This is a genomic window from Glycomyces paridis, assembly GCF_004912155.1.
GTDB classification, from domain to species: domain Bacteria; phylum Actinomycetota; class Actinomycetes; order Mycobacteriales; family Micromonosporaceae; genus Glycomyces; species Glycomyces paridis.
Genome location: NZ_STGX01000001.1, coordinates 16889 through 33187, shown reverse-complemented (window position 1 = coordinate 33187; position 16299 = coordinate 16889). Strand labels below are relative to the sequence as shown.

General features: G+C 71.5%; 14 protein-coding genes and 1 pseudogene. 2 read left to right on the top strand and 13 right to left on the bottom strand.

Annotated features, from left to right (window positions below):
- Positions 1-95: 95 nt before the first annotated feature.
- From E9998_RS00145 to E9998_RS00130, 4 genes are all read right to left on the bottom strand, one after another.
- A complete protein-coding gene (locus E9998_RS00145) occupies positions 96-683 on the bottom strand; it encodes a GTP-binding protein (protein ID WP_136527691.1) in 588 nt (195 codons plus the stop codon).
- Between the two features lie 6 nt (positions 684-689).
- A complete protein-coding gene (locus E9998_RS00140) occupies positions 690-1067 on the bottom strand; it encodes a DUF742 domain-containing protein (protein ID WP_136527690.1) in 378 nt (125 codons plus the stop codon).
- Between the two features lie 252 nt (positions 1068-1319).
- Positions 1320-1718, bottom strand: a complete 399-nt coding sequence (locus E9998_RS00135) for a roadblock/LC7 domain-containing protein (protein WP_030161947.1) — start codon at positions 1716-1718, stop codon at positions 1320-1322.
- A 45-nt stretch (positions 1719-1763) separates the two neighbouring features.
- Positions 1764-5021 (bottom strand): sensor histidine kinase, encoded by a 3258-nt coding sequence (locus E9998_RS00130; protein ID WP_136527689.1) that lies wholly within the window; start codon positions 5019-5021, stop codon positions 1764-1766.
- Positions 5022-5572: 551 nt separating this feature from the next.
- Between E9998_RS00130 and E9998_RS00125 the strand changes: the two genes are divergently transcribed.
- Complete coding sequence (locus E9998_RS00125; protein WP_136527688.1) at positions 5573-6442, top strand: MHYT domain-containing protein; 870 nt, start codon at positions 5573-5575, stop codon at positions 6440-6442.
- Positions 6443-6522: 80 nt separating this feature from the next.
- Positions 6523-7626, top strand: coding sequence for an MHYT domain-containing protein (locus E9998_RS00120; protein ID WP_136527687.1), 1104 nt, complete (start codon positions 6523-6525; stop codon positions 7624-7626).
- A 281-nt stretch (positions 7627-7907) separates the two neighbouring features.
- Here E9998_RS00120 and E9998_RS00115 read toward each other — a convergent pair whose 3' ends face one another.
- The 9 genes and pseudogenes from E9998_RS00115 to E9998_RS26620 all read right to left on the bottom strand — a co-directional run.
- On the bottom strand, positions 7908-8465 hold the full coding sequence (locus E9998_RS00115) for a hypothetical protein (RefSeq protein WP_204745165.1): 558 nt from the start codon (positions 8463-8465) through the stop codon (positions 7908-7910).
- 4 nt (positions 8466-8469) lie between these two features.
- A complete protein-coding gene (ccsB, locus tag E9998_RS00110) occupies positions 8470-9471 on the bottom strand; it encodes a c-type cytochrome biogenesis protein CcsB (RefSeq protein ID WP_136527686.1) in 1002 nt (333 codons plus the stop codon).
- 58 nt (positions 9472-9529) lie between these two features.
- Positions 9530-11122, bottom strand: coding sequence for a cytochrome c biogenesis protein ResB (gene resB, locus E9998_RS00105; RefSeq protein ID WP_240037437.1), 1593 nt, complete (start codon positions 11120-11122; stop codon positions 9530-9532).
- A complete protein-coding gene (locus tag E9998_RS00100; RefSeq protein ID WP_136527685.1) occupies positions 11119-11916 on the bottom strand; it encodes a cytochrome c biogenesis CcdA family protein in 798 nt (265 codons plus the stop codon). Before E9998_RS00100 ends, resB begins: the two co-directional genes overlap by 4 nt.
- Complete coding sequence (locus E9998_RS25050; RefSeq protein WP_158299638.1) at positions 11913-12059, bottom strand: hypothetical protein; 147 nt, start codon at positions 12057-12059, stop codon at positions 11913-11915. The genes E9998_RS00100 and E9998_RS25050 overlap by 4 nt, the downstream gene beginning before the upstream one ends.
- Positions 12059-12628: a TlpA disulfide reductase family protein gene (locus tag E9998_RS00095; RefSeq protein WP_136527684.1), complete on the bottom strand. Its 570-nt coding sequence runs from the start codon at positions 12626-12628 to the stop codon at positions 12059-12061. Before E9998_RS00095 ends, E9998_RS25050 begins: the two co-directional genes overlap by 1 nt.
- A 23-nt stretch (positions 12629-12651) precedes the next feature.
- Positions 12652-13305, bottom strand: a complete 654-nt coding sequence (locus tag E9998_RS00090; RefSeq protein ID WP_136527683.1) for a histidine phosphatase family protein — start codon at positions 13303-13305, stop codon at positions 12652-12654.
- Complete coding sequence (gene hemL / locus E9998_RS00085; RefSeq protein WP_136527682.1) at positions 13302-14609, bottom strand: glutamate-1-semialdehyde 2,1-aminomutase; 1308 nt, start codon at positions 14607-14609, stop codon at positions 13302-13304. Before hemL ends, E9998_RS00090 begins: the two co-directional genes overlap by 4 nt.
- Positions 14610-15266: 657 nt before the next feature.
- A pseudogene (locus E9998_RS26620) lies at positions 15267-16299 on the bottom strand (hypothetical protein); the annotation flags it as partial.

Here is a 16299-nt window from a genome sequence, read left to right as displayed (position 1 = left end):
CTCGGGCCCCTTGCGTCATGGTCCAGGTGGTTGGGTCAGCCTAGACGGGGCAATATGCGGTTGTGGCTGTTCCGGGGGCGTCCGTCTGTGGGCGACTAGTGGACGCCGACGGTGCGGGTGCGGCGCATCGACAGCACGTACTCGACGAGCTTGATGAGCACCTGCTTGGTCGACTCGCGGTTGCGGGCGTCGGTGTAGACGACGGGCACCTCGGGGGCGATCTGGAGGGCGTCGCGGATGTCCTGCACCTCGTGGAGCTGCTTGCCGTCGAAGCAGTTGACCGCGACGAGGTAGGGGAGCTTGCGGTGCTCGAAGAAGTCGATGACCGAGAAGCAGTCCGCGAGACGGCGGGTGTCGACCAGGACGATCGCGCCGATCGCGCCGCGCACGAGCTCGTCCCACATGAACCAGAACCGGGTCTGTCCGGGCGTGCCGAACAGGTACAGGATGAGGTCCTGGTCGATGGTGATACGACCGAAGTCCATCGCCACCGTGGTCGTCGCCTTGTCGGGCACAAGGTTGTTGTCGTCGACGCCCTCGGAGGCGGAGGTCATGATCGCCTCGGTCGTCAACGGGGTGATCTCGGAGACCGATCCGACCAAGGTCGTCTTGCCGACGCCGAAGCCACCGGCGATGACGATCTTGGCAGAGGTCACACGAGAGGTGTCTGCGGGTGAGTTCATTAGGGTCTAAAGCCTCCTGAGTCCACTGAGAACGCGCTCAAGGAGCTCGGTTCCGACCGATTCGTCGGCGCCGTCGGCGTCGAAACCGGTGGGTGCGTGCACTGCCAACAAGCCGTCGGCCGCCATGTCGGCGACCAGCACTCGGGCGACGCCGAGCGGCACCTCCATGCGTGCGGCGATCTCGGCCAGCGATTGCAGACGGCCGCCGCACAGGTCGACGATCACCTTCTGCTCCCTGCCGCCGAGGAACTGCCCGGACCGGCCGCGCGCGGTGGTCTCCACCAGCGCTTCGAGGGCGATCTCCAATTGGGGCCGCGTGCGGCCGCGCGTGACCGCGTACGGTCTGACGAGTGAGCCGGTAGGCTCATCACCACCGAGGACCATTGTTACCTCCAACCACGGACGCAGATCCCACAATCCTTGTGCCGCAGTCTTGTCAGTTATCCATGTACCGCGTGCCCGGGGAGGCACCGGCCCGTCGCCTGGGGACGCGACGGAGGGGTTGGTTGTTCAGTTCGTCCCACTCGTGCTGCTTAATGCATCGAGTGGAGCCTACCGTGCCACGCGCCCATCTGCCAATCGCGCCCGAGTCGCGGCCCTGCGAATCCACGGCCGGCGGGCGGGCGCCGCGGCGGATCAGCTGCGGGCCGAAGGCGTCAGGGCCTGGCCGACCCGGTCGACCAGGAGGGCCATCTCGTAGCCGACCTGGCCCACGTCGCAGTTCTTCGAAGCCAGGACGGCGAAAGAGGAGCCGTCACTGATCGACATGAGGAACAGGAAGCCACGGTCCATCTCGACCACCGTCTGGAGGACGGCGCCGCCCTCGAAGCAGCGGGACGCGCCCTGGGTCAGGCTGACCAGACCCGAGGTGACCGCCGACAGCTGGTCGGCCCGGTCCCGCGGGAGGTCCCGCGAGGAGGCCAGCAGCAGACCGTCGGCGCTGACCGCCACGGCGTGCGCCACTCCCGGCACGCGTTCGGCGAAGCCGGCAAGCAGCCAGCCAAGGTCTTGGACCGAGGTTCCACCAGTGCTCATCGTTTGCGCTCCTTAGTAGCGTCTGCCGTGTTGCGGTTCAGCGACTCAGTTACCGTCATTGCCACGTCCTCGCTGCACGCCACGGTGATAGGCCGACAGCAGGCCCCGAATGCCCTCGGGGTTGCGCTTCTGCGCGCTGACGGTCTCCTGCGACTCCTCCACGGCGCCGGGAACCAGGCGTTCCATCGGGCGCCGCTTGGGAAGTCCCACCGAGGTCGTCTCGTCGACGACGGTCTCGGCGAAGGCGTTGTCGACCCGCTGCCAGCCGTCGTCGGCGGCGGTGCGCCAGGCGTAGGAGCCGGCCTCGGACTCGTGGGCGGTGTTGAGGCGACGGCGCTCCGGACCCGAGGCGGCCGACGACTCGTCGGCGGGGCTGCTCTGCATGGTCGGGCCTTCCGTGGGCTGCGGAGGGGAAGGGGGCGCCGCCTCCCAAGCCGGGGCTTCGGGCTCTGCCGCACCTGACTGGTCAGCGTAGCGCGGCACGGGTGCCGCCGCCACCTCCGAAGGTGCTGCAGCCTGAGGCCGGAAGGACGACACGGGCGCCTCCTCGGCGGCGGGCGCCGCGGGGGCCTCCTCGTCGACGGGCTTGGGGGCGGGCGTGACCGCCTTGAACCAGGCCGACTCGACCTCGCGGAAGATGGGGAGCTCGGTCGTGGCGTCCAGTGCGGACACCCGTCCGCCCCTGGCCTCGCGAGGGGCCTCGGTCCCGCCGGGGCCGGCCGCGACGTCCGGCCACGAGGGCGGGACGGGCTCGGGCTCGGGGGTCCAGGCCTCCAGCTGGATCTTCGGCAGGGCGACGTGCTCGGAGGAGACGATCTCCCCGGTCACCTCCATGACCTTGCCGTTGGCCTTGCGCTCGTCGGCGAGCGCGCCGGGGCGGAACATGAAGCCCGGCTCCTCGTCCGCGGGGGCGGGCGGGAACGGCTGGGAGGGCTGGCGGTGGAGCTGGTGCTCGCCGGTCATGGGCTCGACCGGGTGCTCGGGCTGCATCGGCGGGCGCGAGGCCATCGGCGGTGCGCTCGGCTGCCAGGCCGGCGGCTGGTACTGCGGCGGGGGCGGGGAGTGCGGGGCCTGCGGCGCGACCGTGTCGAACAGGCCGGCCGGGCTCTCGGGGACCTGCGGGAGGGCGCCGGTGGACTCCATGCCCGACAGCAGTTCGCCGCGGGGGCCGCCTTCGCGGCCCTGGAGGGCGACGGTCTCGCCGCTCTCGAAGGAGTTGCCGTCGAAGGCGCTGTCGAGGGGGACGCCGGAGCGGGCGCCGCGCTCGGGCAGGCGCGGCTCGGTGAGGACCGCGTCGCCCAGGATGACCTCGGCGACGGTGCCGCGCTGGTCGCCGGGGCGCAGTTCGACGCGGGCGTCGTGGCGCTTGCCCAGGCGGGCGACCACGACCAGGCCCATCATGCGCGAGGAGGCGAGGTCGATGACGTCGCCGGACTCCGAGAGCTGGCGGTTGATCTCCTCGATCTGCGCCGGGGGCATCCCGATGCCGATGTCGGAGATGCGGACGCGGATGGCGCCCTGCGGGCTGTCGGCGGTGCGCATCTGCTCGGCCTCGACGATGACCGGGGCCTCGGGCGGGGAGAACGCGGTCGCGTTGTCCATGAGCTCGGCGATGAGGTGCACGAGGTCGTTGACGGCGGCGGGGCGGATCTCCCGCTCGGCCTCCAGGTTCCCGAACTCGATGCGGGTGTACTGCTCGACCTCGGACTGGGCGGCCTGGAGGATGTCGCCGATCGGGGCCGGGTAGCGCTCCTGGCGGGTGGAGTCCGCGCCGGCGAGCACCAGGAGGTTCTCGTCGTTGCGGCGCATGCGGGTCGCGAGGTGGTCGAGCTGGAACAGCTCGGCGAGGCGGTCGGGGTTCTCCTCGCCGCGTTCGAGGTGGTCGAGGTGGCCGATGAGGCGGTCGACCAGGTTCTGGGAGCGGCGGGCGAGGTTGATGAACATCTGGGAGACGTTGGCGCGCAGGGCGGCCTGCTCGGCCGCGATGCGGATGGCCTCGGTGTGGACGATGTTGAAGGAGTGGGCGACGTTGCCGATCTCGTCGCGCTGGTCGATGTCGATGACCGCGCCCGTATCCGCCGCCACTTCGTCCGGTGTCCGGTTGCCGATCGTCTCGGCGTCGCGCATCTGGGCCACCGCCTGGGGCAGCGACACGTGCGCCACGTCGAGCGCGCCTTCGCGCAGGCGCCGCAGGCCGGTCGCCATGTTGCGGGCGATGAGCAGGGCGACCACGGTCGCGATGACGAAGGCCGCGAGGATGAGGACCGCTTCGAGCAGCAGCTGGAAGATCTGCGCGTTGAGGTCGGCGCGGGCCTCGTCGAGGACCTGCTCGGACTCGCTGTCGATGTACTGGACGCCGTTCTCGAGGATGGCGTTGTACGAGTCGATGATCTCGGCGTTGACGTCGAGGGGCTTGGTGGTGTTGGCGTTCATCGCGGAGTTCTCGAACTCCAGCGCGGCCTTGGCCTGGTCGGTGTTCAGGCCGCCCTCGTCGAAGAAGAACGCGAGCTGCTCGTCGCGGTCGGCGACCGTCTTGAACTGGTCCTCGGCCGACTCGCGGAGCTTGGCGTAGGCGATGAAGTTCTGCCAGCGGGTGTTGTTGATGAACCGCTCGCCGTCGCCGACGTTGATGGCGATCGCGCGCTCTTCCTCGAGCGTCTCGATGACGGAGGTGGCGGCGGCGATGGCCTGGAGGTTCCTGGCGATGTCGGGGTCGTTGACGATGCGCGAGGAGATGTCGGTGATGGTCACCAGTTCGGCGATGAGGCGCTGGTAGACGCGGGAGGTCGCGTCGATCGAGGTGCCGCCGGGGCTGTCGGCCGCGGCCTGGCGGATCTGGAGGAGGCTCTCGTAGTTCGTGCCGATCGCGTCGATCCGGTTCTCGATGTCGTCGGAGATCGCGGGGAGCTCGTCGGCCTTGACGTTGAAGGCGTCGAGGGAGGCGTCGGTCTCGGCCTGCTGCTTGTTGACCGCGGCCTCGTCGTACTGGGACTCGTCGATGTCCTCGACGTTGTCCTTGTCGAGCCGCAGGTTGGTGACCAGCAGCGAGCGCTCCCGCTGGAGGTCGTACCGCAGTTCGGCGGTGACGGCGTTGAACTCCACGAGCTTCACCATGTCGTCCGAGTCGAACACCCGGTTGGCGAGGTCGTAGAGACGGAGGCTCGCGACGGCCACCAGCACCACGAGGGGCACGAGCAGGATCAGGCCGAGTTTGGACCGGATCCGCATGTCGGCGATGCGCGGCAGGCCGAGCGGTCCTCGTCGAGCCGCTGAACCCGCACGGTTCGCGCTGCGCTTGCTCACCTTGTCTAGCCTCCTGGGGTGGTCCTCTGTGTCAGACCGAAGGGCCCGTGCCGGGCCGGGCTCGGTCTCGGGCCGACGCTGCGCGTCGGCGGTGCCGTCCGGCCGCCGGGGCGACGGGGGCCGGCATGTGAAGCCCAGCAGATTCCATCATGACGAAAGAACGCCTCGAAATCCAGGGGCGTACTGGAGTTCTGATGCGGCCCGCGTATGGCACCGTGTTACGGGGCGAATCTCAAGAAACACTGATCTTTCGGACACATGCCTATCCGGTATTCGGTCGTTCAGTCAGGAAATCAGACCGCTAAGGCGAACACCGTCGCGCCGCACGGCCGATCCGCCCGCACCCGATCGCGACGGCACGGAACGCGATGACACGACCACGTTCAGTACCGTCCGATTCGCGGCAAAGGTCCGCACACCCTCCGCGACCGCACGGCCACTTCCCGCGGACGGATACGCCACAAGCTCCGAGAACTCGCACAGACTGTGCGACAGGGGACCACCCTCGCTAAGGCACCGTTGAGGCACAACCCCTTTCAGGAGGCAACCCCATGACCGTGCCACTGGACGCCGTGTCACCGAGCAGCTCGCCGCTGCACACCGTGCTCGCCACGACCCTCGAGCACCACCACTTCACCTACGGCTGGCTCAATCCCGTGATGGGCCTCGCCTTCGCCGCGGCCGGATCGTTCCTCGGCCTGTCGGCCTCCCGCTACGCCCGCGCCGCGCCCACCCGCGCAGGACGCCTCCGCTGGACCCTGATGGCGGCACTCGCCATCGGCGGGATCGGCATCTGGATGATGCACTTCATCGCGATGATCGGCTTCACGGTCATCGGCGCCGACCTCGCCTACGACCCCGCACTGACCGGCGCCTCCTTCGCGCTCGCGGTCCTCGCGGTGGGCGTGGGGCTCTTCGTCTCCGGAGGCGGGCGCGCTGGCTGGCCGCGCCTCGTCCTCGGCGGACTGGTGTGCGGCGCGGGCGTAGTGGGAATGCACTACACGGGCATGGCCGCCATCGCGACCGGCGCGCGCGTCGTCTACGACCCGCGACTCGTCGCCGCCTCCGCGGTCGTCGCCGTCGTCGCCTCCACCGTCGCGCTGCGCTTCACCGCCGTCGTCTCGCGCCGCGGCTCCATGTCCCTCGCGGCCGCCGTCATGAGCGTCGCGGTCGTCGGCATGCACTACACCGGCATGGCCGCCGTCAGCGTCGAAGGCCCGCCGGACCGCGCCGTCGACGGGATCAGCCCCCTGGTCCTGCTCCTGCCGATCCTCGTCCTCGCCCTGGTCGCCATCGTCGGCATGGTGTTCGGCGTGCTCGCCTCCCCCACCCTCGACCACCGTTCGGGCGATCAGGGCCGCCGCGAGCGAATTGACCGTCCTAGTGCAACTGTCCGTCTTGTGGATGCAGGCGGACAGTAGTCGTATAAGTTTCGAATCGCGCAGATTGCAATCGCGCAACATTCCGGATACGGGTCTCGACCCGGGGAGGAAGACCGCTGGTGGAACACGTAAGTCACTTCACTTACGGATGGATCAACCCCATCATGGCCTTCGGATTCGCTTTCGCGGGGTCGATCCTGGCGCTGATGTGCATGACGCAGGCGCGTCGCCAGGACCGGACGGTGAAGGCCGCCCGCAAACGCGTCAAGTGGATCGCGCTGGCCGCGTTCGCCTTGGGCGGCACCGCCATCTGGATGATGCACTTCACCGCCATGATCGGCTTCAAGGTCGTCGAGTCCGACATCGCCTACGACCCCGTCACGACCCTCCTGAGCCTCGTCGCCTCCATCGGCTCGGTGTTCTTCGGGCTCCTCGTCGCCGGCACCGGACGGCGCAACACCGTCGCCAAGATCCTCATCGCCGGGCCGCTCACCGGCATCGGCGTCGTCGTCATGCACTACTCCGGCATGGCCGCCATCAACGTCTCCGGCCACATCGCACACGACCGCGACTACCTCGTCGCCGCCGTCGTCATCGCCGTCGTCGCCGCCACCGCCGCGCTGTTCTGCGGCATGTTCCTCGACGGCTGGCGCTGGCAGACCGCCGCCGCCGTGGTCATGGCGGTCGCCATCTGCGGCATGCACTACACGGGCATGGCCGGGGTGCGGGTGACGGTCTACGACCAGGGCCGCAACTCGGTGGACGGCATCGACCCGATCATGCTCATCCTCCCGATCCTCGGGGTCGCGACCATCGGCATCATCGTGCTCCTGTTCGCGCTCATGGGGACCACGCCGAAGACCGTGACCCGCCGCGAGCAGCTCGGCATCGAGGTCGAGGACGAAGAGGTCCTCCCGACCGCCACCGGCGCGATCCAGGTCGAGCGGATGCGCGGCGGACGGCCGCGCCCGACCCCCGGCGCGACCGCGAACCCGACCGCGCCCCCGGCCCCCGGCCGGGTCCGCAACCGGACCGAGCGCGCGCCGGGCTACGTCCCGGACCAGCGCACGCCCCCGCCAGTGCCCGCGCCGCTGGGCGGCCACGACGGCCCGCTCATCGTCCCCGACGGCACGCCGCCGCGCGAGCAGCGCTCCTTCCAGCAGGCGGACCTGGAGCGGACGGCCGAGCACTTCGACATCACGCAGCACACCAGGCGCAACTGAACGACTCCCGCACCCGCAGGCAGCGGGGACGGCCCCCGCCCATTCGGGCGGGGGCCGTCCCCGTTCTATGCCTTATATATATGGCCCGTAACGCAACGCAGCCCCGTGCCAGCGGTTGCCGGAGGCCTGAGCAGCCGGAACACGGCACAACGGTCCCTCTCGGTGCCGAAGGGCCGCAAGGGGTCCGCGAACGTTGCACGGAACGCGACGGTCCGGTCGCGAGGTGCGCCGGGAAGGGCGGGGAGGCGTTGCGGGGGCGCCGGATCGGTTCCGGGCGCCCGTTAGAGGCGTTCGCCGGGGACGGGGCCCTCGGGGGGATGGGTGCCGCCGCCGTCCTTCGCGTCCTGGTCGCACATGGCCCGATCGTCGGTGACGTCGTTGGGGACGATGAGGACGTCGGCGACCCGGCCGAGGTCCTCGGGGAACAGCCACTCGTCGCCGGTGTAGACGCCTTCGGTCTGCTCCCAGGCGGTCTCGGTCATGACGGTGACGCAGACGAGCGCCGTGCGGTCGGCGTCGACGGCGCACACGTCGAGGTGGAGGCGCGTGCCCTCGAACCCGGTGACCTCGTACTCGAAGTGGAGCAGGTCGCCCTCGTCGGGCGTCTGCGGGTGCGGTTCGATCCGCCAGTCGGTGACGGTCGCGGTCGCGCCGGTCGGCCCCTCGACGTCCTCGACCGCCACGCTCGCGCCGGCCTCGCCGCGCTCGGCCCTCGCGTCGGCGCACACCAGCGAGGACGCGGCGGAGCAGCCCGCGAGGGCGAGGCAGGCGAGGGGGAGGCCGATGCGCAGGAGGACGGCGCGGCCCGGTGCGACCGCGCGGATCGGCCGGGCGCGCACCGCGTCAGACCCCGGAGTAGGAGTGCAGGCCCGAGAAGACGAGGTTCACGGCGGTGAGGTTGAAGAGCATGACGGCGTAGCCGAGGATCGCGATCCACGGGGCGTTCGCCTTGGCGCCCTTGCCGGAGACGCGCGCGTGGAGGTAGGCGGCGTAGACGACCCAGGCGATGAAGGCCCAGACCTCCTTGGGATCCCAGGCCCAGTAGCGGCCCCACGCGAAGTGGGCCCAGACCGAGCCGGCGAAGATGCCGAAGGTCAGCAGCGGGAACGCGAACACGTGGATCTTGAAGGTGAGGCGCTCGAGCACCGTGGCGTCGGGGAGGCGCTCGGCGACGTTGAGCGGGAAGCGGATCGCGGCGCCGTCGGAGACCTGGCGGTCGAAGCGGCGTTTGACGAGGTGGAGGATCGCGAAGACGCAGCCGATGAGGAGGATGCCCGAGGCCATGATCGCGGCCGTGACGTGGATGATGATCCAGTACGAGTCCAGGGCCGGGACCAGCGGTCCGGCCTCGGTGTAGACGCGCACGGAGGTGCCGAGGACCATCGTCACGGCGAAGGCCGCGAAGAGGCCGAGGCGGCGGGGCACGGTGCGGTTGGCGACGAGGATCAGCCAGGTGACCATGCCCGCGAGGGCGACGCCGACGGTGTACTCGAACATGTTGCCCCACGGCCACCGTCCGGTGTAGACCACGCGGGTGACGATGCTGACGGCCAGGGCGGCCGTGCCGAGGTAGGTGAGCACGAGCCCGAGGCGCCCGGCGCCGCGGGCGGCGGCGGGGCTGATCGGGGCCTCAGAGGCGGCGCTCTCGACAGCGTCTTCGGCGCCTCCCCCTGAGGCGGCGCTCTCGACAGCGTCTTCGGCGCCTCCCCCTGCGGCCACGAGTGCCTTGGCGCGCTTGGGGGCCCGCTTGTCGAAGGCGTACTCCACGGCGTAGGCGAACATCGCCGCGGCGTAGGCGAGGATGGTGGCGACGAACAGCGCGTTCGCCGCTTGGGCACCGGTCATGGCTGGCTCCAGTTCGTGGCGCGGACGGCGGCGGAGGCGGGCGCGGCTGATGCGTCGGTCATGCCCGGTCCCCGTCGTCGTGGGTGTCGTTGTCGGTTCGCGGCGGCTCGTTGCCGGCGATGAGCGCGGTGAGTTCGTCGCACTCCTCGTCGAGGCCGTCGTAGTCGTTGCGGTTGAGACCGGCGGTCTCGACGGTCCCGTCGGGGTTCCAGCGGATCCAGTAGCGCCTGCGGCGCACGGCGAGCGCGGGGAGGAGCCCGCCGAGGAGGAGGAGCGCGCCGATGAGGACGATGGGCCCGCCGGGGTCGTGGCGGACCTGGAGGACGGCGTACTGCTCGACGCCGTCGAAGGTGAGGCTGGAGCCGTCGGGCAGGGTCATCGAGTCGCCGACGCCGATGACCTCGACCTGGTCGTTGACCTGTTCGAGGCCGCCGGAGGCGATCTGGTCGGGGTTGACGGCGTACACGGATTCGGGCAGCCCGTCGCCGAGGCCGAGGTCGCCGGTGTAGGCGGTGAGGGCCAGGACCGGGTTGTTCGGTTCGGGTTCGGAGCCCAGGAGCATCTCGGTGGCGTCGTCGAAGGTGGGGACGAGGATCGCGTCGAAGCCGACTTCGGCGTCCGGGTCGACGACGCCGGTGGCGGGGTCGACGTTGACGTCGGGGAACTTGAAGGCGCCCTCGGAGTTCAGGGCCGCGTCCATCGCCAGGAACTCCTGGTGGAGCGTCTGGGTCTGGCCGTAGCGGTCGGTGTAGGTGACGACGGCGGTGTAGCCGTGGCCGATGAGGAAGACGTTGGTGCCTTCGAGGTTGAGGGGGTGGTTGACCTCGAGGTCGTAGTCGCCGTCGCCGCTCGGGGTCTCGTAGGAGACGTCGGCGTCGTAGGCGGTGGGGCCGCCGTCGGTGAACTCGGCGTCGAAGGCGTTGAGGGTGAGGCAGAAGCGCGGGAGGTCGGTCTCCTCGACCCATGAGCCGAGGCCGTACTCGTCGTACTGCTGGAGGTTGTTGCAGTAGGACTTGCCTTCGGAGAGGATGCGGTTGCCGTACCAGGTGCCGAGGCTGCCGACGGCGATGCCGACGAGCATGAAGATGATGCTGGTGTGGAACAGCAGGTTCCCGGTCTCGCGCAGGTGGCCCTTCTCGGCGGCGATGGTGACGGTGCCGTCCTCGGCCTCGCGCACGGCGGTGCGCCAGCGGCGCTGCTTGAAGACGGCGCGGGCGCGGCTCTGGTTGAGGTCGCCTTCGACGACCCGGTGGTAGGGCAGGATCGACATGCGGCGGGGGGCGTCGGGCACGGGGGCGCGCAGGGCCCGCCAGTGGACGCCCAGGCGCGGGATGATGCAGCCGACGAGGCTGATCATGAGCAGCAGGTAGATCGCGGAGAACCACGGCGAGGTGTAGACGTCGAAGGCCCACAGCCGGTCGAGCCAGGGGGCGAGGTCGGGGTGCGCGGTGTAGTAGTCGGCGACGTCCACCGAGGAGATGGCGCGCTGCGGGAACGTCGAACCGGGGATGGCGGCGAGCGCGAGCGCGAGGAGCAGGAGCAGGGCGGTGCGCATGGAGGTGAGCTGGTGCCACCAGCGGCGCGCGAAGGAGCGCAGGCGCTTGGCGGGTCCGGCCTTCCTGCGGGGCGGCGGGGCGAGGGTGGCGGTCACAGGACGCTCACCCCGGCGCCGACGGTGGCGCGCAGCCAGTTCGTGAACTCGGTCCAGGCGCCGGTGACGAGCATGAGGCCGACGAGGACGAGCATGACGCCGCCGGCGATCGCGATGGCGCGGCCGTGGCGTTTGAGGAAGTCGAGGGCGCCGGCGAGGCGGTGCATGCCGACGGCGAAGAGCACGAAGGGCGCGCCGAGGCCGAAGCAGTAGGCGATCATGAGGCCGATGCCGCGGGCGGTGCCGTCCTGGACGACGGCGAGGCTGGTGATGGCGGCGAGGACCGGTGAGGTGCAGGGGATCCAGGAGAGGGCGAAGACCGCGCCGAACAGGGGCGCCCCGGCGAGGCCGACGGCGGGCCTCCAGCGGGGGGCGAAGCCGCCGCGGGTGGGGATGAGGCCGATGAACATGAGGCCCATGGCGATCATGACGATCCCGGCGACGGTCTCCAGGGTCGAGGAGTTCTGGAGGAGGGCGCGTCCGGCGCTCTGGAGCGCGAAGACGACGGTGGTGTAGACGGCGGTGAACCCGGCGACGAAGAGCAGGGCGCCGAGGAGGATGCGTCCGGTGCGGCGGCGGGTCTGGAGGAGGGTGGCACCGGAGGCGCTGCCGCTGGAAACCCCGCTTTTGGAGACCCCGTCGAGTTCGGCGCCGCTGAGTCCGGTCACATAGGACACGTAGCCGGGCATGAGCGGCAGCGTGCACGGGGAGGCGAAGGAGACGAGCCCGGCGAGGGCGGCGATGCCGAAGGCGAGGAGGAGGGGGCCCGAGGCGGCGGTCTCGGCGGCGGTCACTCGCCCTCCTCGCGCGGCGGGGGCTCGGTGGCGAGGCGGCGTTTGACGAGGGCGCCGACGGCGACGACGCTGACGGCGAGCGTGCCTGCCATGACGGCGCCCTTGGCGGCCTTGCGGATCGCGGACTTCGGCAGGTTCGGCATCAGGTCTCCAGTGCCTCGTTGACGTCGGCGATGAGGGTGCGGGCGTCGTCGAACTGGCTGCGCCAGATGGAGAAGACCCGGTGCTCGGCGTCGATGATGATGGTGGCGGGGATGTTGTTCGGGGAGACGCCGTAGTCGATGAACGCGTCGGCGATGCGCCCGGCCTCGTCGTTGAGCGACGGGTACTCGACGCCCCAGCGGGTCTCGAAGGCCTTGCCCGCGTCCGGGGAGTCCCGGATGTTGACGCCGAGGAACCGCACGTCCTGGTCGGCGAACTCGGCGGCGGCCTCGACGAGGTAGGGGGCCTCCTCGACGCACGGGGCGCACCACGAGCCCCAGAAGTTGACGACGATGACCGAACCGGCCCAGTCGTCGGTGTCGATCGCATTGCCCTGGAGGTCCTCGCCGGTGAGGCGGGGCGCGTCGAAACGTTCCTCGGGGTCGTCCCAGCGGTAGTTGCGGCCGTCGCCGGAGACGTAGCGGTCGCGGTTGATCTCGTTGACGCGGTTGGCGTTCGGGTCGGCTTCCGTGCAGGCCGCGACGGCCAGCAGCGGCACCGCGGCCAGCATCCTCCTCCGCCGCAGGCCCACCGTCAGGCGCCCTTGGCCTTCCGAGCGGACTCGGACTTGAGGACCAGGTGCGCGGCGGGTTCGGAGTACTCGATGCGGGTGAGCGTCTCGTTCTCGTAGTGGAAGCTCGTGAGCGAGGCGAGGCCGCATTCGCGTCTGCGCGGGTCGTGCCACAGGCGCTTGCGCTCGGCGAAGCGGCGGGCGGTCCAGATCGGCAGCTGGTGGGAGACGAGGACGGCCTCGCCGCCCTCGGCGGCGACGCGGGCCTTGTCGACGGCCTCGGTCATGCGGCGGGCGATGTCGAGGTAGGCCTCGCCCCAGGACGGGGTGAAGGGGTCCCGCAGGCGCCACCAGTACTTCGGTTCGCGCAGGGCGCCGTCGCCGACGCCGACGCGCAGGCCCTCGAAGGAGTTCCCGGCCTCGATGAGGCCGTCGTACGTGGTGACGTCGAGGCGGTGCGAGGCGGCGACGGGCTCGGCGGTCTCCTGGGCGCGCTGGAGCGGCGAGGCGCCGACGTGCACGATGTCGCGGCCGGCGAGTCGCTCGGCGGCGGCCAGGGCCATCTCGCGTCCCAGCGCGGACAGGCCGAACCCGGGGATGCGCCCGTAGAGGATGCCCTCGGGGTTGTGGACTTCGCCGTGCCGCAGCAGGTGGACGATGGTCTGGGAACCGCTCATGATCGCACCATAGCCGCGGCTTCGGCGGCCGGTTGCAGCGCCTGTTCGATGTGTGACAGGGCTTCCTCGTCGATCGCGGTCGAGGTGAACCAGCATTCGAAGGCGCTCGGCGGCAGGTAGACGCCGCCTTCGAGCATGGCGTGGAAGAACGCGCCGTAGGCCGCGGTGTCCTGGCGCTTGGCGCCCTCGAAGTCGGTGACGTCCTCGTCGGTGAAGAACACCGAGAACAGGTTCGAGGGGGCCGAGACGCGGTGCGGGACGCCGGCCTTCGACAGCGCGGCCGAGGCGAGGCGCTGGAGTTCGGCGCTGGTGGCGTCGAGGGTCCGGTAGGCGTCGGCGTCGCAGGCGCGGAGAGTCGCGAGCCCGGCGGCGACGGCGAGCGGGTTGCCCGAGAGCGTCCCGGCCTGGTAGACGGGCCCGGCGGGGCTGATCATGCCCATGAGGTCGGCCCGGCCGCCGAACGCGGCGGCGGGGAGGCCGCCGCCCATGACCTTGCCGTACGTGTAGAGGTCGGCGGGGGCCGCGAGGCCGCCAGGGCCGACGCGGAAGCCGGTCATGACCTCGTCGGAGACGAGGAGGGCGCCGCGGGCCTTCGCGACGGCGTGGAGCTTCTCGTTGAAGCCGTCGCGCGGCGCGACCGCGCCCATGTTGCCGGGGACGGCCTCGGTGATGATCGCGGCGATCTGCCCGGGGTGGGCGGCGAAGGCGGCCTCGACGGCGGCGATGTCGTTGTAGGGCACGACGATCGTGTCCGCCGCGGCGGCGGCGGGCACGCCGGGCGAGTCGGGGTGGCCGAGTGTGGCGACCCCCGAGCCGGCCTCGGCGAGGAAGTAGTCGGCGTGGCCGTGGTAGCAGCCGGCGAACTTGACGATCTTGTCGCGGCCGGTGGCGGCGCGGGCGAGGCGCACCGCGCTCATGGTCGCCTCGGTGCCCGAGGAGACGAGGCGGACCATCTCGCACGGGGTGCGCTCGACGATGAGCTCGGCGAGCTCGACCTCGCCGAGCGTGGGGGCGCCGTACGAGGTCCCGCGCGCGGCAGCCTCGGCGAGCGCCGCGACGACGTCGGGGTGGGCGTGGCCGAGGATGAGCGGGCCCCAGGAGCCGACGAGGTCGACGTACGTGTTCCCGTCGACGTCGGTCATGCGGGCCCCGGCCGCCTCCCGGATGAAGACCGGGTCGCCGCCGACGCCGCGGAAGGCCCGGACGGGCGAGTTCACGCCCCCGGGGATGACCCGCGCGGCCCGCGCGACGGCGGCCGAGGAGGCGGCGTGGTCCAGTGCTGCCGGTGCGTCCCTGTCTGTCACACGGCCAGCATCGCACACGCCGAGCCCCACGCCCCGGATCGGCCCGTGCCCCACGGCGGGCGCAACCCGAGCCCGGCCCGGACCTCGCGCCGGGATCTCGCTCAGGAGCCGCACTCACGAGCCTCGCGCCAGAACCTTGCCCCGGGCCTCGCTCCCGGACCTCGCGCCCGGGCCTCGCGCGAGCCCGGCACTGCGGCCACGAAGGTAACGGCGGCGGTCGAGGCCCACTGCGACCGCCTGAGAACGTTGCCGCGCCCTGCCATCCCGAACCCCCACCCTCCCGAGAGGGGACCATACGGTCGACACTGCCGCCCGCGTACGACAGAAAGCGGCCGTCTCGGCTCCCGTGTCGCCCGAACGGGTCCCGCAGGCGAGGCACCGTCGCGAACCGCGCGGTGCGACGGCTCCGAAGGTGGAGCCGGGCTCCAAACGAGGCTCCGAGTGTCCGGCGCCCGTCGGCGCCGAAGAGCGCAAGGTCGGAGTCGAAATCGCAGTCGGCGAGGTATCCGACGCCGGTGTCGGCAGATACCTGGCGCCCTCAGCGCTGACAAGCAGGGCCGTCGGCGGTGAGGTCGAGCGTGCGGGGTGTCGGCAGGAACCTTTCCAGCGCTGAAGGGCGGGGAGGGCCGGGGCGGTCGCCGCGGCCCTCCCCGCCCTTCAGGCCGCGGCGCCCAGCGCGCCGAGGGTCACCGGGTGCACCAGGCGCGCCGCGAAGCTCGCGGTCACCGCCTCGTGCGGGCTCTCGCGCTCGGTCGCCGCGGGCGCATCCGGGCCCGCGAGGAGCCACCGCAGCGGTGCGGGCACCCGGTAGAGCGCCTGGTCCATCGCGGGCCGCTCGATCACCACGAGCGCGACGTCGACGAGCTCCACGAGCGCCTCCAGGCTGCCGTCGCGCTGGCGGCACAGTTCGAGCACCTCGTCCACGGTCGCGCCGCCGGCGCGGGCGGCGAGTTCGAGCAGCACGGCCCGGGCCGGGCCCGAGATGGCCGCGACCGCTTCGTCGACGGCGGCGCGGAAGCCCGCGCCGCCGAGCGCGGTCACCGGGTCGTCGGTGAGGCGGCGCAGGGCCGCGGCGGGCGAGGCGAGGGCCGTGACCTCGGCGAGGGCGGCGAGGGCGGGGATGAAGCCCTCGACGGCGGCGGCGAGGCGGCGGCAGTCGGCGGGGGTCCACGGGGCGCCGCGGTCCTCGCAGTGCCCGGCGAGGATCGCGGCGCCGACGTCGGCGGGCGGGAGGCCGAGGGCCCGTTTGGCCTCGCCGGGCAGTTCGAGGGGGCGGGTGCCGACGGCGAGGACGGTGAGTTCGGGGCATTCGGCGAGGAGGCGTTCGACGTCGGGTGCGGCGGCGCGGGTGAGGTCGTCGAGGACGAGGAGGGCGCGGGCGCCGCGGAGGCGGTCGATCGCGGTGTCGAGGGCGGGCCGGAGGGCCTCGGCGGGTCGGCCGAGGGCGTTCAGGAGCGAGCGGCCGAGGTCGTCGGCGGCGCGGCAGTACCAGACGCCGCCTTCGTGGAAGGCGAGGCGGCGGCGGGCCCAGGACTTGGCGAGGGTGGTCTTGCCGCAGCCGTCAAGTCCGGTGAGGGTGACGAGGCGGTGGCCGGCGAAGGCGCGGTCGAGGGCGCGGTATTCGTCGGGCCTGGGGACGGGGGTCTTGAGGTCGGCGGGCAGGTGGTGGGTGAGGGGGCGGGCGGTGGGC